General features: G+C 38.7%; 19 protein-coding genes. 11 read left to right on the forward strand and 8 right to left on the reverse strand.

Annotated features, from left to right (window positions below; all coding sequences use genetic code 11):
* Positions 1-696 precede the first annotated feature (696 nt).
* The 3 genes from FFO06_RS17935 to FFO06_RS17945 form a co-directional block, all read right to left on the reverse strand.
* Positions 697-1749, reverse strand: coding sequence for an anthranilate phosphoribosyltransferase family protein (locus FFO06_RS17935; protein ID WP_137909256.1), 1053 nt, complete (start codon positions 1747-1749; stop codon positions 697-699).
* 10 nt (positions 1750-1759) lie between these two features.
* Positions 1760-2689 (reverse strand): LysR family transcriptional regulator, encoded by a 930-nt coding sequence (locus FFO06_RS17940; RefSeq protein WP_137909257.1) that lies wholly within the window; start codon positions 2687-2689, stop codon positions 1760-1762.
* A gap of 199 nt (positions 2690-2888) precedes the next feature.
* Positions 2889-3329, reverse strand: coding sequence for a QcrA and Rieske domain-containing protein (locus FFO06_RS17945; protein ID WP_137909258.1), 441 nt, complete (start codon positions 3327-3329; stop codon positions 2889-2891).
* 439 nt (positions 3330-3768) lie between these two features.
* Between FFO06_RS17945 and FFO06_RS17950 the strand changes: the two genes are divergently transcribed.
* The 5 genes from FFO06_RS17950 to FFO06_RS17970 all read left to right on the forward strand — a co-directional run bounded on the left by FFO06_RS17950 (position 3769) and on the right by FFO06_RS17970 (position 11975).
* On the forward strand, positions 3769-5331 hold the full coding sequence (locus FFO06_RS17950; protein WP_137909259.1) for a ferredoxin--nitrite reductase: 1563 nt from the start codon (positions 3769-3771) through the stop codon (positions 5329-5331).
* Between the two features lie 230 nt (positions 5332-5561).
* Positions 5562-7061: a NarK family nitrate/nitrite MFS transporter gene (locus FFO06_RS17955; protein WP_137909260.1), complete on the forward strand. Its 1500-nt coding sequence runs from the start codon at positions 5562-5564 to the stop codon at positions 7059-7061.
* A 374-nt stretch (positions 7062-7435) separates the two neighbouring features.
* Positions 7436-9616 carry a molybdopterin oxidoreductase family protein gene (locus tag FFO06_RS17960; protein ID WP_137909261.1) on the forward strand — a complete coding sequence of 727 codons (2181 nt, stop codon included), beginning with the start codon at positions 7436-7438 and terminating at the stop codon, positions 9614-9616.
* A 222-nt stretch (positions 9617-9838) separates the two neighbouring features.
* Positions 9839-10297, forward strand: coding sequence for a phosphate-starvation-inducible PsiE family protein (locus FFO06_RS17965; protein WP_137909262.1), 459 nt, complete (start codon positions 9839-9841; stop codon positions 10295-10297).
* Between the two features lie 310 nt (positions 10298-10607).
* Complete coding sequence (locus tag FFO06_RS17970; protein WP_137909263.1) at positions 10608-11975, forward strand: PrsW family glutamic-type intramembrane protease; 1368 nt, start codon at positions 10608-10610, stop codon at positions 11973-11975.
* Positions 11976-12007: 32 nt separating this feature from the next.
* On the opposite strand, the gene FFO06_RS17975 is transcribed toward FFO06_RS17970, so the two are convergent.
* Positions 12008-12619 carry a hypothetical protein gene (locus FFO06_RS17975; protein WP_236097177.1) on the reverse strand — a complete coding sequence of 204 codons (612 nt, stop codon included), beginning with the start codon at positions 12617-12619 and terminating at the stop codon, positions 12008-12010.
* Positions 12620-12703: 84 nt separating this feature from the next.
* On the reverse strand, positions 12704-14269 hold the full coding sequence (locus FFO06_RS17980) for a CHAT domain-containing protein (RefSeq protein WP_137909265.1): 1566 nt from the start codon (positions 14267-14269) through the stop codon (positions 12704-12706).
* A gap of 202 nt (positions 14270-14471) precedes the next feature.
* Here FFO06_RS17980 and FFO06_RS22095 point away from each other — a divergent pair, with 202 nt between their 5' ends.
* Positions 14472-17174: a cadherin domain-containing protein gene (locus tag FFO06_RS22095; protein ID WP_137909266.1), complete on the forward strand. Its 2703-nt coding sequence runs from the start codon at positions 14472-14474 to the stop codon at positions 17172-17174.
* Positions 17175-17383: 209 nt separating this feature from the next.
* Here the strand turns inward: FFO06_RS22095 and FFO06_RS17990 are convergent, their stop codons facing one another.
* Both FFO06_RS17990 and FFO06_RS17995 read right to left on the reverse strand, forming a co-directional pair.
* The gene (locus FFO06_RS17990) at positions 17384-19240 is read right to left on the reverse strand and encodes a PP2C family protein-serine/threonine phosphatase (protein WP_137909267.1); all 1857 of its coding nucleotides are present in this window, start codon (positions 19238-19240) and stop codon (positions 17384-17386) included.
* 213 nt (positions 19241-19453) lie between these two features.
* On the reverse strand, positions 19454-19810 hold the full coding sequence (locus tag FFO06_RS17995; protein WP_137909268.1) for an NAD(P)H-quinone oxidoreductase subunit M: 357 nt from the start codon (positions 19808-19810) through the stop codon (positions 19454-19456).
* Positions 19811-20309: 499 nt separating this feature from the next.
* Here FFO06_RS17995 and FFO06_RS21240 point away from each other — a divergent pair, with 499 nt between their 5' ends.
* Together FFO06_RS21240 and FFO06_RS18000 are read left to right on the forward strand one after the other, a co-directional pair.
* Positions 20310-20450 carry a hypothetical protein gene (locus FFO06_RS21240; RefSeq protein WP_162501209.1) on the forward strand — a complete coding sequence of 47 codons (141 nt, stop codon included), beginning with the start codon at positions 20310-20312 and terminating at the stop codon, positions 20448-20450.
* Between the two features lie 132 nt (positions 20451-20582).
* Positions 20583-20867: an Npun_R1517 family heterocyst differentiation transcriptional regulator gene (locus FFO06_RS18000; protein ID WP_028084297.1), complete on the forward strand. Its 285-nt coding sequence runs from the start codon at positions 20583-20585 to the stop codon at positions 20865-20867.
* A 206-nt stretch (positions 20868-21073) separates the two neighbouring features.
* Here FFO06_RS18000 and FFO06_RS18005 read toward each other — a convergent pair whose 3' ends face one another.
* Positions 21074-21769, reverse strand: a complete 696-nt coding sequence (locus FFO06_RS18005) for a response regulator transcription factor (RefSeq protein WP_137909269.1) — start codon at positions 21767-21769, stop codon at positions 21074-21076.
* Between the two features lie 137 nt (positions 21770-21906).
* On the opposite strand from FFO06_RS18005, the gene trpB reads away from it, so the two are divergent.
* The 3 genes from trpB (at position 21907) to FFO06_RS18020 (ending at position 24632) form a co-directional block, all read left to right on the forward strand.
* Complete coding sequence (gene trpB, locus FFO06_RS18010) at positions 21907-23145, forward strand: tryptophan synthase subunit beta (RefSeq protein WP_137909270.1); 1239 nt, start codon at positions 21907-21909, stop codon at positions 23143-23145.
* A 95-nt stretch (positions 23146-23240) separates the two neighbouring features.
* Positions 23241-23756 carry a CAP domain-containing protein gene (locus tag FFO06_RS18015; RefSeq protein ID WP_137909271.1) on the forward strand — a complete coding sequence of 172 codons (516 nt, stop codon included), beginning with the start codon at positions 23241-23243 and terminating at the stop codon, positions 23754-23756.
* A gap of 312 nt (positions 23757-24068) precedes the next feature.
* The gene (locus tag FFO06_RS18020) at positions 24069-24632 is read left to right on the forward strand and encodes a CAP domain-containing protein (protein ID WP_137909272.1); all 564 of its coding nucleotides are present in this window, start codon (positions 24069-24071) and stop codon (positions 24630-24632) included.
* Positions 24633-24957 lie beyond the last annotated feature (325 nt).

The following is a 24957-nucleotide window of genomic DNA, read 5'->3' on the forward strand; positions in this document are numbered from 1 at the left end:
GCGAAGCGCTGCTGCAAGCAGTTCGCTATATTATATAGTAACGCACCATTTAAAATCATTGACATCATCAAAAAATCCCCCTCCTCATCCTGTACATCCTTTCATCCTGGATATCCTGATTCTGACAAAATTGACAAAAGATTTTAAATATGTTATCCTCATCTTGATAAGGAAGAACTATCTGAAATTAGGTGACAGTTGACAGTTGACAGGAAACAGCCAAATAGTAGGGTGTGTTAGCAACAGCGTAGCGCACCATTGGTGAAGACTTTGGGTGTAGCATAGCGATAGCGAAGCGCTGCTGCAAGCAGTTCGCTATATAATACAGCAACTTTACCTTGTGCAGGGAAGATGCCCGCACCACAAAAGTTTTATTATTAATATCTGTACTTTGTGAATATTGGAAACTGCTGTAAAATCCCCATCTTCATCCTGTACATCCTTTCATCCTGGACATCCTGATTCTGACATCACCCCACAAAACAACAATTAACGCAAAAAAACCGCGAAAAATTTGCTTTTCAGGTGTTGACAAGGGATTTGAAATATGTTATCCTCATCTTGATAAGGAAGAACTATCTTAAATTATTTAGTAGGGTGTGTTAGCGACAGCGTAACGCACCATTTTAAATCATTGACATCATCAGAAAATCCCCCTCCTCATCCTGTACATCCTTTGATCCTGGATATCCTGGGCTAACGCCACGCTTCGATATCAGACATCACCGTACTGATTTCGTCAAGTTTAGCCTTGACTACACCACTGCTGATTAATGTAGCAGCTTTATCTATACCCGCTTGCATATCTGGAGAAATACCACTACGCCACAAATAAAAACCACCATTCCATAAAGCGGTTTGCAATAGTTCGCTGGCGTTTCCCGTCAAAACCCCTTGCAAATCATTGATTAGTTCTGCTGTGGTAGTTAGAGGCACATTTTTAGTTATAAAACCATAGTCACGGGGTACGAGTTGTAACCGAGTTAATTCATCTGGATTTAATGAAGATAAGCTAATAATGGCTGTGCGATCGCGTGGTAAATCACAACTACCCTCTAAACCTTTAATAAAAGTATATTCCCTCACCCCACGTAACCCTAAAGCCACTTGAAACATTGCTTCTGTTGGGGGATGAACAAAACCAGCAATAATGTGAGCATCACCAGCGTAGGGACACCAAATTAACTCCATGGTTGCTAATGGTGGACGTTTACCCAATTCCTCACGATATGACCACAAAATTTGATTGAGGGGAAAATGCTTTGGGGTGTAAACAAAGCCAATTCCTGTGTCCTCAAAAACCTGCTGGGTTTGTTCTAGTGTTAAACTAGTCCAATCTATTCCTAAACCTTGCCAAATTTCGATTAAAGGTAGACCATATTTTGTCGGTAAACGATCTCCTCCGTGCATAATTACAGGTTGTCCCGCAGCAGCTAATAGTAAAGCCGTAATCACATTAATCGGTGCAGTACGAGTTCTGCCATCATAGGGTATACCTAAAATAATTACAGGTTGTCCTATTGATTGCAACTTTGGACCGAGTTCATAGTAAGCGTCTAACATCCCTGCTAATTCTGCTCCCGTGGGACGTTTAATACGGTGAGCAATTAAAAATGCACCAACTTGTACAGGTGTAGCTTCATTTAATAACATCATTCTTGTAGCAGTAGCCGCTTCATCACGGGTTAAATTTTCTGATGTGTGATTTCCGCTACCTATTTTTTGGATAAATTCTCTAAATTTAGTCATTAGTCATTACTCAGTGGTCTGTTCTCATTGCGGGAATATTATTCTTGACAAGTTCCCAAAAGTGTTGTATGGGAGGAATCTGGAGACGGTCATAAGTTGTTACCATCACTACCCGACGAGTCAAACCAGAATTATCGGCTAAATTGTTATTTTCGGCTAAGGGACGAACTGCAAGAGTAGGATCATTTCTAGATTCTATTAATGCTGACTGGGGAAGTAAAGCAATTAGTTCTCCTTGACGAACTACTCCCCGAAAGGCTTCTAAGGTATTTACTTCTAAAGCCGCGCTGAGTTTGGTTGACCTACTTTCAAATTTATCCTGAATGAGACGCTGCATCCCATAACCTTCTTTAAATACTACTTGACGATAGCGAATTAATTCTAACCAAGGGATAGATTCATATTCAGATAGGGGATGATTAGCTGCAACTAAAACCTCTATTGGTTCATCATATAGCACTTCTACCACCATTTCCTTACCTGTGATTAAAAAGCGATTGTGCATAACAATTGCTAAATCTACTAAACCATCTTTGAGAACTTTTAGCGAGCGATCGCTTCCCAATGATGTTACCCGCAATTGTACCTCTGGGTAATCATGGCAAAATTTTTGTAACACTGGTGGTAAATAAGAAGCACAAACAGAATGAATGACTGCAATACATAATTCTGGTTGCTTTCCTCCCATTAAGTCCGTTAACTCTTGTGTAGCAGATTCCCATTCTTGACAAATTTTCTGGACACGGGGGAGTAAGCGTTCACCGCTTAAAGTTAATTTAGCATGAGTACTGCGGTGAAACAGTTCTACCCCCAAATTTGCCTCTAGTCCCTGAATTTGTCTACTAATGGTAGATTGGGTAACACCACATTGTTTTGCAGCTTGTTGAAAACTGCCAGTTTGTGCGATCGCCAAAAAGGCTTGCAACTGCTCTAAACGCATTTTGATTTAGCCTGATGATACATGATAAATTTAACGGACTTAACTCATTTTCCGTATAATTTTAATTTAACTAATTTTTCATTTAGTATTTACTTCATACAAATAAATTAGTGGAAATACTAGCTAATAAGTGATTATTTACTCTGATAGAGATTATTGAAAAAGGGTTTCCGTCAGAAACCCAGGGTTTCAGAACATCTTAAACTGTTTTCACAAACACAGAACCAGCTTCAATCTTTGTTTGGTAAGTTTTGAGGGGCTTTTTAGCAGGACTCCGTTTGAGTTTACCATCACGAGCAAACTCTGCACCATGGCAGGGACAGACAAATTTATTTTCTTTTGCTTTCCAGTCAATGGTACAACCTTCATGAGAACAAGTAGGATTAACAGCGATTAAACTTTTAACAGCTTTCGATGTTCCCACCACCAACACTGCACCAATTGGCGAATTTTCCGCCAATAATTGACCAGTTTTGTCTAATTGTGCCACAGTACCCACCTTTTGCCAGCCTTTTGTAGCAGTATTAGATCTAGAACTAGGTGCTGCGGTTGTTTCAGGAGAACAAGCCGCAATTGCTATAGGTAGAGAACTAGCTAAAAAACCCAATCCCACCCAGTTGATAAAGTCACGACGTTTCATAATTGCTTTTAATAATACCTGATTTCTTACCAATTAATATATATTAATACTGCCAAAATTTGATCAAATCTCCACATTTTAACACCTTAGTTAAATCAAAAAACCTTAAAGCTTTTACTCTCAGTGCCGGAAGCGTCTCTACGTGAGACACATTCCTATCTTCATATACGAACGCATTAAAATTTATACAAGCTCATCTAGAAAAACAAATTTTTGATTTATGCAATCATAGCAATTATGATATCCATTTTTTGCATAATCACTTGATTTTAGTAACCTAGTATACGAATTGTTATAAAAAATCACACTAAGTTATCAATATCGCAACTGTTACAAACACAAAACAGGAAACTACTATCAGTTATTTCCCCAAAGTGGTAAATACAGAAGTGATGAAAGGGTACACAGTTAATTAAGTCCTATCTGCCAAGAAAAGACCATGATAGATACAGCAGCTACCACAGAAAAACTGAATAAATTCGAGAAATTCAAAGCCGAAAAAGACGGACTCGCGGTTAAGAACGAAATAGAGCAGTTCGCGCAAATCGGTTGGGAAGCAATGGACGAAAATGACCTTAACCACCGCCTAAAATGGTTAGGTGTATTCTTCCGTCCAGTGACCCCCGGTAAATTCATGATGCGAATGCGGATACCTAATGGTATTCTCACTAGCAATCAATTATCGGTTTTAGCAGAGGTACTACAGCGTTACGGTGACGACGGCAGCGCTGACATTACCACTAGACAGAATATACAACTACGCGGCATAAAAATTCAAGATATTCCCAATATCTTTAATAAATTTCACAAAGTGGGATTGACTACTATCCAATCTGGGATGGATAATATCCGCAATATTACAGGTGATCCTGTAGCTGGTTTGGACATAAATGAATTATATGATACCAGAGAATTAGTCCAGCAAATCCAGGATATGCTGACTAACAATGGTGAAGGTAATCCAGAATTTAGTAATCTTCCTCGGAAATTTAACATTGCAATTACTGGGGGAAGAGATAATTCAGTTCACGCAGAAATTAACGATTTAGCCTTTATTCCCGCTTTTTTGACAAATCAAGAGCAAATACCAGTCTTTGGCTTTAACGTCATTGTCGGTGGTTTATTTTCCGCAAAACGTTGTGAAACCGCTATGCCTTTAAATGTTTGGGTATTACCGGCCGATGTTGTATCATTATCCAAAGTCATTGTCGAGATATTTCGAGATCATGGTTTACGCGCAAACAGACAAAAAGCCCGGTTGATTTGGCTACTCGATGAGTGGGGTATAGAAAAATTCCGCACAGAAGTAGAAAAGCGTTTTGGTAAATCATTATTACCCGCAGCTGCCAAAGATGAAATTAACTGGGAAAAACGGGATCATCTAGGCATATATAAACAAAAGCAAGCGGGATTTAACTACGCAGGTTTAAATATTCCCGTGGGGAGATTATCTGCTCATGATATGTTGGAAATTGCGCGGTTAGCGGAAGTTTACGGAAGTGGAGAAATCCGGTTTACCGTAGAACAAAATGTTATTATCCCCAACATTCCCGATAGTAGTTTAACACAATTTTACACAGAAGGCATATTAGAGAAATTTGCAGTTAACCCTGGCTTATTAATGCGATCATTGGTATCATGTACTGGCGCACAATTTTGTAATTTTGCCTTAATAGAAACCAAAAATCGCGCCTTAGAAATGATTAAATCATTGGAATCTGAATTAACTTTATCACATCCGGTGCGAATTCATTGGACAGGATGCCCAAATTCCTGTGGACAGACCCAAGTAGCAGATATTGGCCTCATGGGAACTAAAGTCCGTAAAAATGGGCAAATGTTAGAAGGTGTGGATATTTATATGGGTGGAACAGTGGGGAAAGATGCACATTTAGGAACTTGTGTGAAAAAAGGTATTCCTTGCGAAGACTTACAACCCATATTAAGAGAAATACTAATTACTCAATTTGGGGCAAAATTACGAGAACCAGCAATAGCTTAAAACCAAAAATTAACCTCATAAACTAGATATTAAATCATCTGGGTTTATCAGTGGTTGATAAATCATCAATTTTGGCAATTTAATCATTGTCAGTGAATTTTCGTAAGTAGGTGAACAGAAAAAAACCGACATAGGTAACGAAAAGTAAAGTTGCCCTGTTCCCTGTTCCCTGTTCCCTTGTCATAACGACAATTTTTAACGCCAACCTACTTATTTTGTGAGCAAAGAAAATGCTAAAAGGACTATTTTCACTTCAAGGACGTTATCGGATTTTACATCAGACATGGTTGGCATTTTTCTTAACCTTTGTTTGTTGGTTTAACTTTGCCCCCTTTGCAACCACAATTGGTAAAGAATTACATTTAGCACCAGAACAAATTAAAACCTTAGGAATTTGTAACCTAGCATTAACAATTCCCGCGCGGATTATTATTGGGATGTTATTGGATAAATTCGGTCCAAGAATTACCTATTCCCTATTATTAATGTTTGCGATTATCCCCTGTTTATTCACAGCATTAGCCCAAGACTTCAACCAATTAGTAATTAGTCGTTTATTAATGGGAATAGTTGGTTCTGGGTTTGTTGTTGGTATTCGCATGGTAGCAGAGTGGTTTCCTCCTAAAGAAATGGGAATTGCTCAAGGTATTTATGGAGGTTGGGGTAACTTTGGAGCATTTGGATCAGAATTTGCATTACCAACAATTGCAATTGCAACTAGCTTTTTAGATGGTGGTTTATCTAATTGGCGTTTGACCATTGCATTAACAGGAATTGTCACCGCAGTTTACGGCTTATTCTACTATCAAAACGTGCAAGATACACCCCATGGTAAAGTTTATCAAAAACCCAAGAAAAATGGATCATTAGAAGTAACTTCCATCAAAAGTTTTTGGGCGCTGATTGTTTCTAATTTTGGTTTAATCTTCGCATTAGGTTTATTAGCTTGGAGACTAGAACAAAAGAAAATTCATTTTCTCACACTCAGCCAAATGTATATAGTTTGGGTTGTCTTAGCAGGATTATTTGCTTATCAAACCTACCAAGCATATCAAGTCAATCAAGAATTACTAATAGGACAAAAGACCTACCCAGCAAATCAACGTTATCAATTTGGACAAGTAGCATTATTAGAATTTACCTACATTACCAACTTTGGTTCAGAACTAGCAGCGGTTTCCATGCTACCTGCATTCTTTGAAAAAACCTTTGGTTTGGAACATATTGTAGCCGGAATGATTGCATCTATTTATCCGTTTCTTAATCTATTTTCTCGTCCTAGTGGCGGTTTAATTTCTGATAAATTAGGTTCGCGTAAATGGACAATGACCATTATTTCCGCTGGAATTGCAATTGGCTACTTAATGGCACATTTCATTAACAAAGATTGGCCTATTCCCCTCGCAATTGCAGTCACAATGTTTACCGCTTACTTTGCCCAAGCTGGTTGTGGTGCAACTTACGGAATAGTCCCATTAATCAAAAAAGAAGCAACCGGACAAATAGCTGGAAACGTTGGTGCTTATGGTAATTTTGGTGGCGTAGTTTATCTAACAATCTACAGTTTAACAGACCCATCAACCCTATTTGCTACAATGGGAATAGCCGCCATGATTTGTGCCTTTATGTGTGGATTCTTCCTCAAAGAACCAAAAGATTCATTTGCATCTGACAATGAAATTGAAGAAGCAAAAATTAACCACCAACCAATTTTAATAGTAGAAGAATAAATATCTCACGCCAAGGCGCGAAGGTAATAACTCAAGTTGCTAGTTATCTAGTTGAGGCTGGTAATGGGTAATTGGTAATGGGTAATTGGTGAGTAATTTTCTGTTTTCATCCTGTTCATCCTTTAATCTTGGATATCCTGATTATGACATTTTCCCTAACTAGCAACTTACGTTAATAACATAAACTCTGCGCCTGAAGCGTCTCCCCGTGAAATCAAAAATTATAACTAAGTAGGTGAACCGAAGAAAACCGACATAAGTAACGAAAAGTAAAGTTGCCCAAAACCTCTTCCCAGTTAAGAGTTAAGAGTTCGCTGTTCCCTGTTCCCTGTTCCCTTGTCATAACGACAATTTTTAACGCCAACCTACTTACCATGAATGAATTTACTAAAACACTTTGTCCTTATTGCGGTGTCGGTTGCGGTTTAGAAGTTTCTCCACCAGCCCAACATGGAAAAGCCACAAATCGAGATGATCAAGGAATTCCCATTTGGCGAGTTAGAGGTGATAAATCCCACCCTTCCAGTCAGGGAATGGTATGTGTTAAAGGTGCGACTATTGCTGAATCTTTGGATAAAAATAGATTGTATCATCCTATGGTGCGCGATTCTTTAAATGAAGAATTTCGGCGTGTGAGTTGGAATGAAGCTTTTCATATTATTACCCAACGGATTCAAACATTGCAATTGAATCAAGCTACAGATTCAATTTGTATGTACGGTTCTGGACAATTCCAAACCGAAGATTATTATATTGCTCAAAAGCTACTCAAAGGTTGTTTAGGAACTAATAATTTCGATGCTAATTCCCGGTTGTGTATGTCTAGTGCGGTATCTGGGTACATTCAAAGTTTTGGCTCTGATGGTCCTCCTTGTTGTTACGATGATTTGGAATTAACTGATTGTGCTTTTTTAATTGGCACAAATACGGCGGAATGTCATCCAATTATTTTTAATCGCTTGGAAAAATATCATAAAAAAAATCGTCGTGTTAAAATAATTGTGGTTGATCCTCGGCGCACTCCTACCGCAGAAGCAGCCGATTTACATTTAGCTATTCGTCCAGGTACGGATATTGATTTATTAAATGGTATTGCCTATTTATTAATGAAATGGAATTATATAGATACGGTTTTTATTGATGATTGTACTAACAATTTTCCGGCTTATGCGGAAGTAATTCGCCATTATTCACCCGAGGTTGTCGCTAATAGTTGTGGTATTAGTGTTGAAGATTTAGAAACTGCTGCTAAATATTGGGGAAAATCAAAATCTGTACTTTCTTTATGGTCAATGGGTGTTAATCAATCTTCCGAAGGTACGGCTAAAGTTAGAACCATTATTAATTTACATTTGATGACCGGACAAATCGGTAAACCTGGTGCTGGTCCTTTTTCTTTAACTGGTCAACCTAATGCTATGGGTGGTAGAGAAGCGGGAGGTTTATCACATTTATTACCCGGTTATCGGTTAGTAAAAAATCCACAGCACCGCGCAGAAGTTGAGGCTTTTTGGGGTTTAGAAACAGGTCAAATTTCCTCTGTTCCGGGTTTAACTGCTTGGGAAATGATCACTGGGTTAGAAACTGGAAATGTGGGTTTATTATGGATTGCTGCGACTAATCCTGCTGTGAGTATGCCAGATTTAGAACGCACTAAACAAGCTTTATTAAAGTCTCCTTTTACTATCTATCAAGATGCTTATTATCCTACGGAAACATCAGCTTATGCTCATGTTTTATTACCTGCGTCTCAGTGGGGTGAAAAAACTGGCATTATGACTAATTCGGAAAGAAGGGTAACTCTATGTTCGGCTTTTCGTGAACCACCCAGGGAAGCAAAACCTGACTGGGAAATTTTCGCAGAAGTTGGCAAAAGATTAGGTTTTGCTGATAAGTTTAATTTCCAAAATTCGGCGGAAGTTTATCAAGAATTTGTCCAGTTAACTCGTCAGCGTCCTTGTGATATGTCTGGTTTAAGTCATGGGTTTTTAGCTGCACAAGGTCCAACTCATTGGCCTTATTCACGAGGTAGTAATTCAGAAACTAAACGTCTATATACTAATTTACGTTTTCATACCCCTGACGGACGCGCTAGGTTTGGTGCGTATTATTCTCAAGGACTCGCTGAACCACCTGATCCCAACTATCCTTTTATATTAACTACTGGTAGATTGTACGGTCATTGGCACACACAAACACGCACTGGCAGAATTGAGAAAATTCGCAAACTGCACCCCCAACCGTTTATCGAAATTCATCCCCGTGATGCTGCTAATTTAGGTATTATTAATAATCAGTGGTTAGAAGTGCGATCGCGTCGTGGTACAACTAAGTTCCCTGCTAAAGTTACAAAAGCTATTTCTCCCGGTACTGTCTTTGTCCATATCCACTGGGGTAAACTATGGGCTGATGACGCTGAAGCTAATACGCTTACTCATTCAGAAGCTTGTCCTGATTCTCTGCAACCAGAATTAAAGGCCTGTGCTGTGCAATTAATCCCCATTGCTGTAAAATCTAATGTTAAAAGTTATCAACTTCAATCGTCCCCATGGTAAGCTCTTATCCATACACTAATTTAACTGATAGGCGATTATCAATCGTTATGATTATGTTTTTAAATATTCTGGAAAACAGAAAAGTTTCCAACTAGTTTAAAATTAAGAAACTTCAAAAACTTTTAATTGGTGAATTTTTAATTTTTAATTGTTTATCCCCTAGATTTATCTATGGGATTTTTGTTTGATATTTTCTTCCTAATTTTCAACAAGGAGCGCCCAATGAGAAAGTTAATTAAGGATTTTCTAGGACTTGCCAGCGATAAAAATTTCATGCACATAATTGAAATTGTCGAGGTCATAGTTTCAAAAATCCTATCTTTATTGATGATAGTAGTAATATTTGCCACACTTTTTGACTTGGCAATCTTTGTTTTTAAGGAAATATTTTTTGCAGAAAAAGGTCATTTTAGTAAAACATTATTTAATATTTTTGGATTATTTCTGAATGTCTTAATCGCTTTAGAAATATTAGAAAATATCACGGCTTACCTGAAAAAGCACGTTCTCCAAGTCGAGTTAGTTATTGTTACTTCCTTAATTGCTATTGCTCGAAAAATTATTATTCTTGATTTGAAAGCTACTGAGGGTATAGAAATTATTGGCTTAGGTATTGCTATTCTTTCCCTATCAATTAGTTATTTGATAATTCGGAGTAGTAATTCTAGAAAGGAAAATTAAATCAGGACTATTCTAGAATACCTAGAAATAACATGATCCCTGACTTTGGGCTAGTAGTCGGGTATCTGATCCTTTCCTGGCTGATGCAGTTTTTTAGTATCACATATTTGCATATTTTTGTGTAAATTCTGTTTTGATTTTGTATTTTGAATGGAAACAAAGGGAAGGTTAGTGAAGCTATAGTATATTTATTTAGCAATGGTGCGGCTGTAGAGCTAAAATACAAAATAGAAAGCGCTTAACATTGCTTTAGCCCTAAGCCATGCTCCCATAAAGCTAGAGAATCTGTTTAGACACCCTCACTAACTCGATGACAGGCAAAAAAGCAAGACAGAATGCATTTCTGCGGCTGGTGGCGAAAACGACTACGCCACGCGAGCTATCGGTTGAAGTTTCAGAGTCAGCATCTCGCTACTGGTTGCTTACTGGCAAAGAAATGGTAATTGGACGTGACCCTAGCTGCCAAATTGTCTTGGATGCCATGATATACCGGATGGTATCTCGTCGTCATGCGGTAGTTTCCACTGTTCAGCAAAAGGATGGCCATTACAACTGGGTAATTTGTGATTTGAATAGTGCTAATGGCACTTTTTTAAATGGAGAACACTTAGAAGGATGTCAAGAATTACTTATGGGCGATCGCATTTCCCTTGGTACTGATGGACCACAATTTGTCTTCGAGTATGAGATTATCACTCCACCAAAGATGATAGCTCTGAATAAAGCTACAGTATTATCCTCTGTCAATAAACAAAATTCGTCTTTAAAGCAAGATTCTGTCAGCTTCACACAATTATTTCCGATTATTTCTACTGGTAAGGACTTAACCCGGAAAGCTTACTTAATACCGGGAATCCTGACGGTATTTTTTGTCGTGCTAATGTTTGCTACTGTAGGTCATCCCCAAGCTAATCAAGTAATTGTAGGATCTTATATCGCTTTTGCTGCTTACTACTTTGTTTATCAGCTTTGTGGTAAACCTAAACCTTGGTGGGTACTCATGGCTGTAGCACTGAGTACAATGTTAATTTTACTCAGTCCTCTGTTAGACTTATTTATCAAAGTATTCAGAGAGATTTTACCTGGCTCCTTGGACCCTGCTTCTCAAAATGGGATTACCTTTACCGAATTACTAGTACGGATGTTTTTTGGTGCGGGATTAATGGAGGAGTTGCTAAAAATATTACCAGTATTAGCAGCATATCTGATGGGAAATTTATTACCGTCACCCTGGCGAGAACGAATTGGGGTTTGGGAACCTCTAGATGGTATCCTTTTAGGTACGGCTTCCGCTGTGGGTTTTACTTTACTGGAAACTCTTGGTCAATATGTACCCTTAATTTCTGAAAATTCTGGTCAATTGGTGGGTTTACAGCTACTAATTCCCCGCATTTTAGGCTCTGTAGCTGGACACATGGCTTACAGCGGCTATTTAGGCTATTTTATTGGTTTGGCTGTGTTAAAACCCCTGAGAGGAAAGCAAATTCTCTCAGTAGGTTATTTGAGCGCCTCTGCACTTCACGCTTTATGGAATGCGACAGGTTCTATTAATGCTTTTTTGTTGGTCGTAGTTGGTGTTTTATCTTATGCTTTTTTAATGGCGGCTATTCTCAAAGCACGAGTATTATCACCAACCAGATCACAAAACTTCGCTACCCGCTTTCTTGACCCAAAATAAACTCCAAAATCAACTATGGCAACAGAGTAAAATTAGGGTTGAGAGTTAGATTTTGAAAGATATTCCAGGGCATAATTTGCGATCGCTAAACTAATTTTAGCCTGTTCTATTTCTGATAAATTAGACCAATCTCGATTTTCCAAGTCTTTAATTACAGATGTCAATTTATCTGGTTCACTACTTCGCATATAATAAGCAAAAGGACGGGCTAAAACTAATAGATCATCTCTGTCCCAATTGGGTAATAAAGTTTGTACACATTCTACTAGTTTCTCACTGGCTGATTTTTCCACCATCAAGACGACTGTAGCTTTTTGTGCGATCTCCATGAGCAAGAATTCAGGGATCACCGAAAAAGCATTTGACAAAGCTTTTTGGAGGTAATTAACTGTATTATTCCTAATATTTCCAGTTTCAGCCACAGTTTGTCCCCAAATTTTATCTAAATTATGATAAAAATTATTGGCATTTTCTATCAGTTTGCTTGCTGAGAAATCTTGCCTGTTAAACTGTTGTTCTAAATCATCAAAATAAGCCTCGGAGCATACATCAGCCGGATTCCATGGGTAAATAGCATCTTCAGATGCTAACAGTGCTTCTAGTAGTTCTAAATCGAGAGCATTGAAGTTGTTAATATTTTTCATGTTCCTGTCATTATTCATTCGGTCTTGTTGATAGCTACAATCTCAAAAATTAAGTTTTCGTATTAATTCAATAATTTATTGATATTATTCACGAATAAATTCCCAAATTTCACCCTTAGCACTGCCAAACATTAACTGCATTCCTGATGTTAAAGGTACTTCCTCCCGGAGGATCTGTTGCCAACCGTTGGGGCTTAAATACCAGGTAGTTCCATAAGTAGATACATCTTGCAGATAATAAATCGTACTCAGTGTATTTTCAATTAGGGTATTTCGGCATAAAATTTTCGCGTGGTGTCTAGAAATATAAATTTCCGGGATCACAATATCATTATCCCTCGTGCGGCCGATGCGGGTGACTCCAGGACCTAATAACCAAGTTTTCCCCCCGGGTGAGAGCGATCTCATACAAGCTGTCTTTACAGGCGAATATATGCGAGAATCGGGAATTTCTGTAATTCCTTCATCTACGCTTTTAATTAGTTCTCCATCAAAATCAGGATGGAGGTAGAGAACTGGTAATGTCCAAGCTGGTTGATTGAATTTATACAGTGTTAACAGTTCTTGTCTCGCGGCTGCTACTGCTTCATCAATTGATTTGCCCCGTCGCAATGCTTCCGCAAAAGCTTTAATAAAACTATGACTTTCAGCATCAGTAATTTCATCACGCATCCCTAATACAGCAGGTACACCATGGCGAATCAGCACTTCTGCCAAACTACTAGCAGGTATAGCTTGGTGATTGATTGCTGCTGGTCGCGCTCCCCAACAAGCGTTAAAAACTCCTAGTTTTACACCTGTACGAGTGAGAACATGAGCTAATTCTATGCCATTAATGTTGTCTCCAGTCGCTAAAAATAATAAGCCTCCATCTGGGTCTGGTAGTCCGTGTCCGCCATAAAATAAAACATTATAAGCTTTGGTTTCTAACTCCTGAATTAACTCTGTTCTGGTGGGTTGTATCAGTGTTTTCATTGTACAAGGTGCATATTCTGAGGCGGTTTTTCCTGCAGGACGATCTTTTAATAAGATATTTTTCAGTAAGGACACTTCCTGATCTAGTTGTAATTTATGATCACATCCTAATACCACCAGAATATTTAAAGCTTTATCAGTTCGCAAATGTGATAGAGGTTCAACTTCATTGCTGGTGCGACTAAATAAAATATCCTGGGTCAGAGATATAGCTCGTTGTCCGGCTTGCGGCTGCATAATTTCCCAAGGTAAGGCAATTAGATCAGGATCACGAATTTCCAACCGAAAGCGTAATTGCCTTTTTTGCCCCGTAGCCATACCCCGGCTACGTTCCCAACTACTAAGAATCACTCCATCAAATACCCACTGCCATAATTTGATGCCCAAGGATTGCATCAAACGAACACTGTAAGGACTTTTAGTTTGACCTTCAACCGCTGAAATTTCAGCTAGGGGTAGGCTAACTGATGGAAAAGTTGAAGCATGGGTAATATCTAAGGGACTCTTGCTGGCAAACATTTGCCGCCATTGTTGCCAAACTTGATTCAGTTCGGCGGAAAAAACACAATCACGGAGAACATAGCCACTGGGATAGGGAGCTTTGACTACCCAAATGACGAAGTTATCTGTACCAGTATTGACTAGACGGGCGATCGCTAAATTCAGACCGGACATGGCTTGGGGAACTAAATGTTAAACAGATACAAATATTCTAGGCAGAAAGGAAAATTAGACAAGCAAGTATTTTTGCCATGGATAATATTTATTTTTAGACAATATAGTGTAAAATAGTTTTGTTTGTATCATCACTCACTCAAGTTATCACTATTTGCCAATTTTACTGACGAAAAACGTTAATAACTATACATACATTAGCATGACAATTACAGTTGAAAACCTTAATAGAGTGCCAATTTTAAATAGTGCGATCGCAGATCAAACAGGTAAGGTCAATTCTACCTTCACATTTACACTGCCTGAAAATACCTTTTCCGACCTAGACGCAGTTAATCCTTATAAGAACCTGGTCATCTTTGGTGACAGTTTATCAGATACAGGTAACGCCTACCAAGCATCAGGTAATACCTTTCCACCACCACCTAATTATCAAGGTCGTCTTTCTAATGGCTTAATTTGGATTGATTACCTGGCACGAAATTTACAATTTACAGACCAATCAATTGAAAACTTCGCCTTTTCGGGGGCAAATACAGGGGTAAGCAACACTTTTGGGCAAATCACTGTACCTGGCTTACTAACACAAATTCAGCAATTTAAAACTTTAAATACCGCCACACCCGTGGGTAAAGATGGATTGTACGTAATCTGGGCTGGTGGTAATGATTTTCTAAATCTTGCCACCAATCCTACTCAAGCTATAACTAATGCAGTTACTAATATTAGTAGTGCGATTACAACGTTAGCAGAATTAGGTGCTAAAGAAATTGTTGTTGGCAATTTACCAGATTTGGGTGCTACTCCTTTAAGTATTGCTAATAATAATGTAGATAATGCCAGATTAATTTCTATTGGCTTTAATGCAGCTTTAACCCAAGCTTTAACCAACTTAGAACCAGTCCTCAATGTTGATTTATCTTTAGTAGATATCTTTGGTTTGAGTGCAGCATTTCAGGCTAATCCTGCTAGTTACAACTTTACTAATATTACCCAACCTCTAATTACAGCCACTAATCCAGTTGACCCAAATCAATACGCTTTCTGGGACGATTTTCATCCCACGACAAAACTTCATCAATTATTCACAGCTACATTTGAAAATACGCTGCTCAATGAGGGCGTAATTCCTGATTTGATTAAATATTCAGCTACTTTAGCTGATGGCAGTAATTTACCAGACTGGCTGAATTTTAACTCTACAACTCGAACCTTTACTGGTACTCCTAAAACAGCAAATATAGGTCAATTAAATGTCAAGGTGATTGCTACAGATAAGGACGGAGCGAATGTTAGTGATATCTTTACTCTCTATGTAGAAAACGTCAACAATACACCTACTAACATCACCATAAATAATAGCAACATTGCCGAAAACCAAGCCATTGGTACAGTGATTGGTAATCTTTCCACTACAGACCCAGATACAGGAAACACCTTTACCTATAGTTTAGTATCAGGAGGTGGTGCAACTGATAACAGTTTATTCACTATTACCAATAATCAACTTAAAACCAACTCTGTATTTAACTTTGAAGCCAAAAACAGTTACAGCATTAGAGTCAAAACCACAGACCAGGGTGGGTTATCTTTCGAGAAACAATTAACCATTGGAGTCAGTAACGTTAACGAAACTCCTACTAACCTAACACTATCCACCAGCACAGTTGCGGAAAACAAGACTGTTGGTACAGTGATTGGTAATCTTAGTAGCACAGACCCAGATGCTAACAACACCTTTACCTATAGTTTAGTATCAGGAACAGGTGCAACAGATAATAGTTTATTTACCATTAGCGGAAATCAACTTAAAACCAACTCTGTATTTAACTTTGAAACCAAAAACAGTTATAGCATTAGAGTCAAAACCACAGACCAAGGTGGGTTATCCTTCGAGAAACAATTAACCATTGGAGTCAGCAACGTTAACGAAACTCCTACTAACCTCACACTCTCCACCAGCACAATTGCGGAAAACCAAATTATTGGTACAGTAGTGGGTAATCTTTCCACCACAGACCCAGATACAGCAAACACCTTTACCTATAGTTTAGTCACCGGCACAGGTGCAACGGATAATAGTTTATTCACCATTAGCGGAAATCAACTTAAAACCAACTCTGTCTTTGACTTTGAAACCAAAAACAGTTACAGCATTCGCGTTCAAACCAGAGACCAGGGTGGTTTAACGTATCAAAAACAATTGACTATAAATATCAGCGACCTAACAGACAATACAATCACTGGTACAGCAAATACAAATAACATTACCACCACCAACGACAAAGATATCATTGATGCAGTTGCAGGAAATGACACAATTACCAGCGTCTTTACCAACTTACAACAAAATGACAACATCAATGGTGGTCTTGGCACAGATACCCTGATTATTACCGGGGGAACAAGTGCTAATAGTCTGACAATTAATGCTAACAACACCACTAATCAAATTGGCAATATTCCTGGAACAACAGTATTAGGATTTGAACGCTTTGATTTAAGTAGCTTTACAGGTAACGTCAATTTTACTGGTACTGATGGTAATGATTGGATTAAAGGTGGTTCTGGTATTGATAATTTATCTGGTGGTAAAGGTAACGACAGCCTGTACTTAGGTAATGATACTGCTGTAGATAACGTTAACTACGTTCTTGGTCATGGTACAGATACAGTTTACCAATTTGTGCGCGGTGCTGGTGGCGATAAACTGAACTTTACAGGTATTGCCAATTTTGATGTGATTACATCAGGTAATTCTACATTAGTACAAGTTGGGGATGGTATTAGTGGTAATACTGGTTTTGGTACTGGTCAATCATTAGTGACTTTATCCGGTACATCAGGATTTAATAGCACCAATGCGAGTTTAAACCTGTTCGGAGGTAATTTCTTGTTTAGTTAATAGCTTTGTTGGGTTGAGAAAATCCAACACCCAAGCTAAAATAAATTAGGTGATAATGGTGGGTTACGCTACGCTAACCCACCCTACAATTATCTACAATCATCACAAGCAACCCCACTACCCCCACCCTCAAAAAATGGCATTTTATCAGCAGGGTCTGAGGGCTGTGATTCTTATCCAACAACCTCTCTAGCTTCTTTGTCGCCCCCTCAAGGTGGGGACTGACTAGAAGATGGAGAATGAGAGGGAATTATGTTTCTTGGTGATTGGAGTTGTGTGAGTTTAAACCAGTATCCTAACAAAAAAGCTAATAAAGTTAATCCTAAAATAACAAACAGCTGTAATGGTATTTGGGAAAATTTAACGGTCTTATTTACGGTCTTATTTTCCGTTAACACTCGAGTTTTCTGGTGATCATCCAATGGATCTAATTCTGTGTCAGCTAAAACCTGAGAAATATCTACTGTAATTGTTATATCTGGTTCAGAATATTTCACATCATAATGTACTAAAGCAATGGTGACATTATCATGTCCATTTTTAGTATTGGCAATTTCTATCAGTCGTTGTCCAACATTTTCTATAGTTTTTTTATCGGATAATATAGGTAATATTTCTGATTCCCAAGATTCTTCAACTCGGTCAAAATCACTCAAACCATCGGATGTCAGTAAGAAAACAGCATCTTCATCAATAATAAAGCGTTGTGATGTGGGGTGTAATGAGGTACTTTTACTCATTCCCAAAGCCTGAACTAAGGATCCAGAACCACTGTGTTGCAATGCTTCTCTATAAAGCGAATAGCCCAAACGAACTTCACGGGAAGCGACATCATCATCTAAGGTAACTTGATGACAATTATGACGAGTAATCCAATAGGCACGACTATCACCGACATGAGTAATATACATTTCATAGGCCATAGGTAAAGCCATGACAATGGTTGTTCCCATGCGTTGTCGTCCTTGACGATGTTCGCTATCGTTTTGCTGGCTAATTTTGTCGTTAGCGGTTGCTACTACTTGTTCTAACTTGTACAGTATAAGTGAGGGATTTATTTGATTCTCAGTAACTGAAGTCAGTTCTTTGACTTCTTGCACGATAGTTTCAATTGCTAAATTAGAAGCCACACTACCTCCCTCGTGTCCACCAATACCATCACAGACAATTGCCAGGGCGTTATCCTGGGGCGGTTTAGTGATCAAAGTGTCGCGGGAAGGGTAACAGGCATCTTCATTCCGTGGACGGACTGGACCTGAGTCTGTTTTAGTATAGATTTTAATAGTAGTTGTTTGGAATCTTTCTAATTGCTTCAATCCCTGATCTAAAATTTGAATTAGTTGGCTTGACGAATTAATTTTCCCGTCCATCAGAAGCTGACATAATTCTTGAATAAAAGGAGCAATATTTGGTTTGGCATTTTTGAGCAGTTGTCGCCAAAATTCTCCCAATTGAGATAATGTCGGTGTGTTTTCTCTATCAAAACGCAATTCTAATAAGCGAACTAATACACCTTCGACTCTCAATACATCAGGGTCTAAAAGGGTAGATACTACACCTTGAATGTCCATGGGTTGCCATAAATTTGCTATTTGCCATAGCCAATGAATTTGGCGGATTGATGAGGCTTCCTTCCAGGCATCATCTAAGCTAATGCACAGACTTGTTTTAGTAATACTCGGATCAACTAATAATGGCGGTCTTTCTAATAATAATATTTCTGCTTGGGGCTGCTCATTACCTAAATTGAGGATTCCATAAACTTGGGGTATATGGAGACGATAGGGAATTAGTTTCAGATAAGGTCTAATTTTCTCTAAATCCTCTAATTCAGGAATTTGGGGCAATAACCCAGGTTTGATATCTAAAAGTATGGATTTATTAATGACTAAATAGCGATCAGCTAAGATAGATCCGGGATGGCTTGGGCTGAAATCATCCCCCACAGCCCAGAGGTAACGCTTAGGTAAGGGTGTAGAACACTGCTGGCAAAATTTGTGGGTGAGGGGATTAGCAGATTGACAATATTCATTTGGGCAGCAGAGCGTTACCGCATCATTTTCCATAGTTTTCCCACCGATTCTGCAATTGGCATTTTCTTCAACAGTATTTGGTAGCGGCTTATGATACCGCCCATATTTTTTTAACCCACAGCCTGATCATAACTGCTATTGTGCTGGGAATATGTAGCTATAGCAGAACTAATTTTCAACTTGTCACTAAAGCTTGACATACCTGGCGAATTAGATTCGCCAGGGCTAGGTAGATATGTACTAAGTTTATTGATTCTCTACAACTGCAACTTGAGGTAGTCCCATGCTGTAGTTAGTAACGCGACTAGAGAGATTGTAGCTAATTTCGCCTTTTTGGAGGAGCGATCGCAGATAATGCTCTAAGTCTGAACCAATGCGACGTAAGTTATAATCGCTTAGATCCTCGCCACTAGATGCTTCTACCAGTTGATCAAACTGGCGATAAACTTTTTGTAGGGCGTCTTCGTTCCAGTTAAATTCATTGTCTGGATCAACGTCTAGTGTCAAGACTTGATTACTGGGAATCAGTTCATAGGAGTCCATTTCCGCCGCAAAAATGCGAATATGACGGGTTGTGGACTTGAGCAGCATTGGATTATCCATGAGGGTGTAAGAGTTTGGCTGAATTACACTGCAATTATTGTAACAATAATACAGAAGTTTAGGAGTTGGTGGGGCTGAGAATTTTGGAAATTGATTTTTTCTCTGTATGTGATTGTTCACAAAACATTTTTTGATATTTTTGCTGATTCTGCTTTTTTATGATGTATATGTACTTGTATTATAGTGACTTTACCAAACTTTTTACCCCATGGGGTAGCTTTTCCTATAATTATAAATTGCATTGATCAAAGGAGCATCTTGATGACAATTATTTAAGTATGACAACGTAGCAAAAATAAAAATAATAATATTTCTTGACGTTTTGAACAAGTTGATGTAAAAAACTTTAACAAGGACTAATTAGTTTTTTACGAAAACTTTATGGTATGGCAGAGCAAAAACTGAATAATAGTTCATGGCTTGCATGAGCCATAACTGATAAAGAAACATCAGAAAACAGTAGGATATAGCTAAAAAAATACAGGGGGAGTAAAATAGAGTGTCAATTTGGCGTTGGAGAATTGACGTAGAAAAGCATAAAAATATGGCTATGCCACCCAAGCTATCAAAATCTCAAACTTCGCGCCTTTGTGTCTTGACGCAAAACATAGTTTATGCTGCTATGATGCAAAGCCGCTAGTTTTATGGATGAGGAAAAATTCTTATCTTCAAAAACTTTGGATTCACAAAAGTATAGGGAAAGTATAAGTAATTTTTCTGGAGATCTAGTCCATCACCCGTATGACCACTAAGTAGAGGAATCTTCAAAACTATGAACTCCAAAGCATTACCGCGCCAAATAAATAATCTCGAGGTCGGTGTTTATGAGTGTGAAATCCACCTCAAATTCCGCCTGATTGAAGAAAAAAGTCTGTTAAGCGATCGGGAGCAACTGTTACAAGTATTACTAGAGGCTTTAACGGAAGGGTCTGATGAATTTTTAGAAACCTTACAAGCATCTGTAAAAGCTCAGGAAATATCGGAGTTTAAAGCCTCCCCACAAATGCGTCGCCAACTCATGCGCTTACGCAATTTCTCCGATACTATCCCACAATAGTAATCGCTGTAATTTTGCATAATCACAAGCCTGATTTAGAGCTTTGGAGATTAACTTTTTCAGAGGTCTCCACCTGTTTTTCCTAATCATGAGTTGGCTGGGAAACGTGAAATTAGGTCTACATATCACTAGAAAAAATTATCCAGGTGCATTTACCATTTATTTACCAATTAACTGCCATAACTGCCATCATCGGTGCCGGAGGTTTACTTAGCTAGACCATGTTCTAGAGCAAAACGAACCAACTCTGTGCGGCTATTAGTACCAGTCTTACTAAATAAACGACTGACATATTTTTCCACATTGCGGACACTTGTTTCCAAGCGACGGGCAATTTCTTTGTTCATCAATCCTTCAGCTACTAGGTTTAAAACACTTTGCTCTCTAGGAGTCAAATCTATCTTAAAAGGGGCTGGGGATTGGGATATGGCACTTCTATGAGTTAATAGTATTCTAATTTGAGCGATTTGATTAGCCAATTCGGCAAGATTTGGAGTTTCGCCCTCCTCGCCAGCAGCGGAGGTTTGAGCGCTGCGACGAGCCAATAAATTTTCGACTATGGCCACTAATTCATCGGGATCGAAGGGTTTGGGTAAATAAGCGTCAACACTCGCTTTGTAGCCTTGAATGCGATCGCCTGTCATGCCTTTGGCGGTTAAAAACACCACAGGCAATGCTTGAAAACGGGGATCATCGCGCAGTTGTTTGAGGAACTGATAGCCATCCACCTGGGGCATCATAATATCAGAAATCACTAAATCAGCGGTGTTCTCTTGCATCCAGTCCCAACCTTCACGGGCATTACTGGCAGTTTGAACCCTAAAACCACTTTCTTGCAAGTATTCTTTCACGGCTTCCCGCAATCCCGGTTCGTCATCTACCAGTAACAGTTGTGCTGACATTGAAAATTCCTATAAGTGTACATTCTCCTAATGTAGCGAAATTTGGTAAAGATTGACTACTAGACAACCAGAGCATTCTCAACAAGTCTAGAATTAAAATTAACTTTGTTCTCTAAATTTTAGATTTTACCTAATCTGTGACTACTACACCCCTCTCTCTGAATTTCTCACAAACTGCTTTAGTTCCCGATACTTTAGGACGTTTTGGCCGCTTTGGTGGTAAATATGTTCCTGAAACCCTCATGCCAGCTTTAGCTGAATTAGAAACAGCATATCAGCAATATCGCCATGAACCTGGTTTTCAAGCTGAATTACAAGGTTTATTACGTGATTATGTCGGACGTGCCACACCTTTGTATTTTGCCGAACGCCTTACCGCTAATTATGCCCGTCCTGATGGTACAGGAGCGCAAATCTATTTAAAGCGTGAAGACTTGAATCATACTGGCGCACATAAAATTAACAATGCCCTTGGTCAAGTATTATTGGCAAAGCGTATGGGCAAAAAGCGCATTATTGCAGAAACCGGGGCGGGACAACATGGCGTAGCGACGGCTACAGTTTGCGCTCGGTTTGGTTTAGAATGTATTATTTACATGGGTGTTCATGATATGGAACGCCAATCTTTAAATGTGTTCAGAATGCGGTTGATGGGGGCAGAAGTTCGTCCAGTGTCTGCAGGTACGGGAACTCTCAAAGATGCCACTTCTGAAGCCATTAGGGACTGGGTAACGAACGTAGAAACTACCCATTACATCCTCGGTTCTGTGGCAGGTCCCCATCCTTACCCCATGATGGTGCGGGATTTTCATGCTGTAATTGGTGAAGAAACCCGCGCTCAAGCTATGGAAAAATGGGGCGGTTTACCTGATATTCTCTTGGCTTGTGTGGGTGGTGGTTCTAACGCTATGGGACTATTTCACGAGTTTGTTCCAGAACCGTCGGTACGTTTAATTGGCATAGAAGCCGCTGGAGAAGGTGTAAATACTGATAAACACGCTGCTACCCTCACGAAAGGAACAGTGGGTGTATTACATGGTTCCATGAGTTATCTTTTGCAAGATGAGGACGGTCAGGTGATTGAACCGCATTCCATTAGTGCTGGTTTAGACTATCCCGGTGTAGGTCCAGAACACAGTTATATGAAGGATATTGGTCGCGCTGAATATTATAGTGTGACTGATGCTGAGGCTTTGGAGGCATTTCAGAGACTGTCTAAATTAGAGGGTATTATACCAGCATTGGAGACTTCTCATGCGATCGCCTATTTAGAAATTCTTTGCCCACAACTTGCTGGTAGTCCCAAAATAATCATCAACTGTTCTGGAAGGGGTGACAAGGATGTACAAACTGCTGCTAAGTTCTTAATTCATTAAGTACAGTTGGGGAGAATTAGGAATACAAGCTCAAAAGAACTTGTGAGTAATTTCATCTACCTCCCCAAGGAATTAATTTTCAAAGGTGATCAATCATGCTGAAAAGCTTTATTTCCGCTGCTGGTGGGGCTTTTTTGGTTTTAGTTAGTGGGACAATGGCTAGTTCAGAACCTAATTTCTCGACCGGATTAACTCCTAATTACCAAGTTGCACAAGGTAATGTGAATACTGCTGCCATAGAAGCAGCGGTTTTCCAAAAAATCAACCAGTACCGGGCTTCGCAAAATTTACCTCTACTTAACCGTAATTCTACTATTGACAATCAAGCGAGAATTCACAGTCGAAATATGGCTAGTGGTAAAGTCGCTTTTGGACATGATGGATTTTCAGGACGAGTAGCAGCAACAGGTATTGCTTACAGTCGAGTTGCGGAAAATGTCGCTTATAACCAAGGACATCAAGATGCCGCGGCTCAAGCCGTTCAAGGCTGGCTGAATAGTTCAGGACATTTAGCCAATATTAAGGGGAATTATAACCAAACGGGGATTGGTGTAGCCAGAAATAATCAGGGACAAATTTATTTTACACAAATTTTCTTGCGGTCAAGATAAGTCTTTGTAAATTATAAGATTTTAGTATCCATGACATCTATCATTGGATACTATTTTTTATTAATTATTTTAATTTTAATTAGTAATGTAGTGTAAATAGCATTGACAAAACCTATTCTCTGTTAAGACTAAATATGGCTGCTCTAGGTGATGACAATAAACAAAAGTATTATCCAAATAACTGATTTAAATTGTGAAAATTTGATAATTCTTGAGTTTATATTTGGCAAATAGTATCCTGGTAAGTATTCTGATCATCAGAAGATAGGGTATATATCCAATAAATCCATACATTAGTTAATTTAAACCTCTATGTTACGACAAACTGCTTTTGGCATCGCTTTAAGTACGCTTGTCCTTGCTAGTGGCTATATGACTGCTGCGAACCCAGATAATAGTTTTGCTAAACAAACTGGCCGATATCAGCGTTCATCACTTGTGACAAGTCAAGCCAAAATATCTAATCTTAGTTTTCAAACCAATAGTTTAGAGAAATCAGTTTTTACTCAAATTAATCAATATCGAGCAAAACGGGGACTAGGACAGTTAAATTTAAGTGAAAAGATCAGTCAGCAAGCGAGAATTCACAGTCAAAATATGGCTACTGGTAAAGTTCCTTTTAGTCATCAAGGATTTGAACGGCGCGTTATGGCTATTCCTCTTAAATACAGCAGTGCAGCAGAAAATGTCGCTTACAATACGGGATATAGCAATCCTGCAAATGAGGCGGTTTCTGGCTGGTTAAAAAGTCCTGGACATCTCAAAAATCTTCAGGGTAAATATAATCTAACTGGGGTTGGTGTGGCTACCAATGAGGAAGGACAAGTCTATCTAACACAAATATTTTTAAACGCTAGAGTTTCAGGGCGCAATTAAGAATTAGTCTTGGCATAATGGCGGTATGAATTATGTTTCACCCCCAGGTAAAAAGGAGCAAAGGCGCAAAGGAAAAGAGATTTTTAATTTTCCTTTTTTCTACTTCAATTCAACAACACTAATAATTAAAAAATTTTACAATCTTAAAAGATGCCTCTTGTTCGATAAGGGGTATAAATGAGCTTGTGAATTTTGCTTTTTTAACCCACATTCCGCACCCTGAACTGTCACAGATCAAAAAAGCAGAGATAGTAGTACATAATAACTAACGATCAATTAAAGAGAAATAAGCTTAATGAGAATACATATCATTAAAAGGGGGGTG

This window comes from Dolichospermum planctonicum (genome assembly GCF_005402965.1).
Classification (GTDB): Bacteria; Cyanobacteriota; Cyanobacteriia; order Cyanobacteriales; family Nostocaceae; genus Dolichospermum; species Dolichospermum planctonicum.

What these genes read in the sequence shown, in the direction of transcription:
- FFO06_RS17960 (WP_137909261.1), top strand. Translation starts at nt 7,436, where the DNA reads ATGAATGAATTTACTAAAACACTTTGTCCTTATTGCGGTGTCGGTTGC.
- FFO06_RS17940 (WP_137909257.1), bottom strand. Translation starts at nt 2,689, where the DNA reads ATGCGTTTAGAGCAGTTGCAAGCCTTTTTGGCGATCGCACAAACTGGC.
- FFO06_RS22095 (WP_137909266.1), top strand. Translation starts at nt 14,472, where the DNA reads ATGACAATTACAGTTGAAAACCTTAATAGAGTGCCAATTTTAAATAGT.
- FFO06_RS18015 (WP_137909271.1), top strand. Translation starts at nt 23,241, where the DNA reads ATGCTGAAAAGCTTTATTTCCGCTGCTGGTGGGGCTTTTTTGGTTTTA.
- FFO06_RS17950 (WP_137909259.1), top strand. Translation starts at nt 3,769, where the DNA reads ATGATAGATACAGCAGCTACCACAGAAAAACTGAATAAATTCGAGAAA.
- FFO06_RS17965 (WP_137909262.1), top strand. Translation starts at nt 9,839, where the DNA reads ATGAGAAAGTTAATTAAGGATTTTCTAGGACTTGCCAGCGATAAAAAT.
- FFO06_RS17955 (WP_137909260.1), top strand. Translation starts at nt 5,562, where the DNA reads ATGCTAAAAGGACTATTTTCACTTCAAGGACGTTATCGGATTTTACAT.
- FFO06_RS17990 (WP_137909267.1), bottom strand. Translation starts at nt 19,240, where the DNA reads ATGGAAAATGATGCGGTAACGCTCTGCTGCCCAAATGAATATTGTCAA.
- FFO06_RS17975 (WP_236097177.1), bottom strand. Translation starts at nt 12,619, where the DNA reads ATGAAAAATATTAACAACTTCAATGCTCTCGATTTAGAACTACTAGAA.
- FFO06_RS17945 (WP_137909258.1), bottom strand. Translation starts at nt 3,329, where the DNA reads ATGAAACGTCGTGACTTTATCAACTGGGTGGGATTGGGTTTTTTAGCT.
- FFO06_RS17935 (WP_137909256.1), bottom strand. Translation starts at nt 1,749, where the DNA reads ATGACTAAATTTAGAGAATTTATCCAAAAAATAGGTAGCGGAAATCAC.
- FFO06_RS17995 (WP_137909268.1), bottom strand. Translation starts at nt 19,810, where the DNA reads ATGGATAATCCAATGCTGCTCAAGTCCACAACCCGTCATATTCGCATT.
- FFO06_RS18000 (WP_028084297.1), top strand. Translation starts at nt 20,583, where the DNA reads ATGAACTCCAAAGCATTACCGCGCCAAATAAATAATCTCGAGGTCGGT.
- FFO06_RS18020 (WP_137909272.1), top strand. Translation starts at nt 24,069, where the DNA reads ATGTTACGACAAACTGCTTTTGGCATCGCTTTAAGTACGCTTGTCCTT.
- FFO06_RS17980 (WP_137909265.1), bottom strand. Translation starts at nt 14,269, where the DNA reads ATGTCCGGTCTGAATTTAGCGATCGCCCGTCTAGTCAATACTGGTACA.
- FFO06_RS17970 (WP_137909263.1), top strand. Translation starts at nt 10,608, where the DNA reads ATGACAGGCAAAAAAGCAAGACAGAATGCATTTCTGCGGCTGGTGGCG.
- FFO06_RS18005 (WP_137909269.1), bottom strand. Translation starts at nt 21,769, where the DNA reads ATGTCAGCACAACTGTTACTGGTAGATGACGAACCGGGATTGCGGGAA.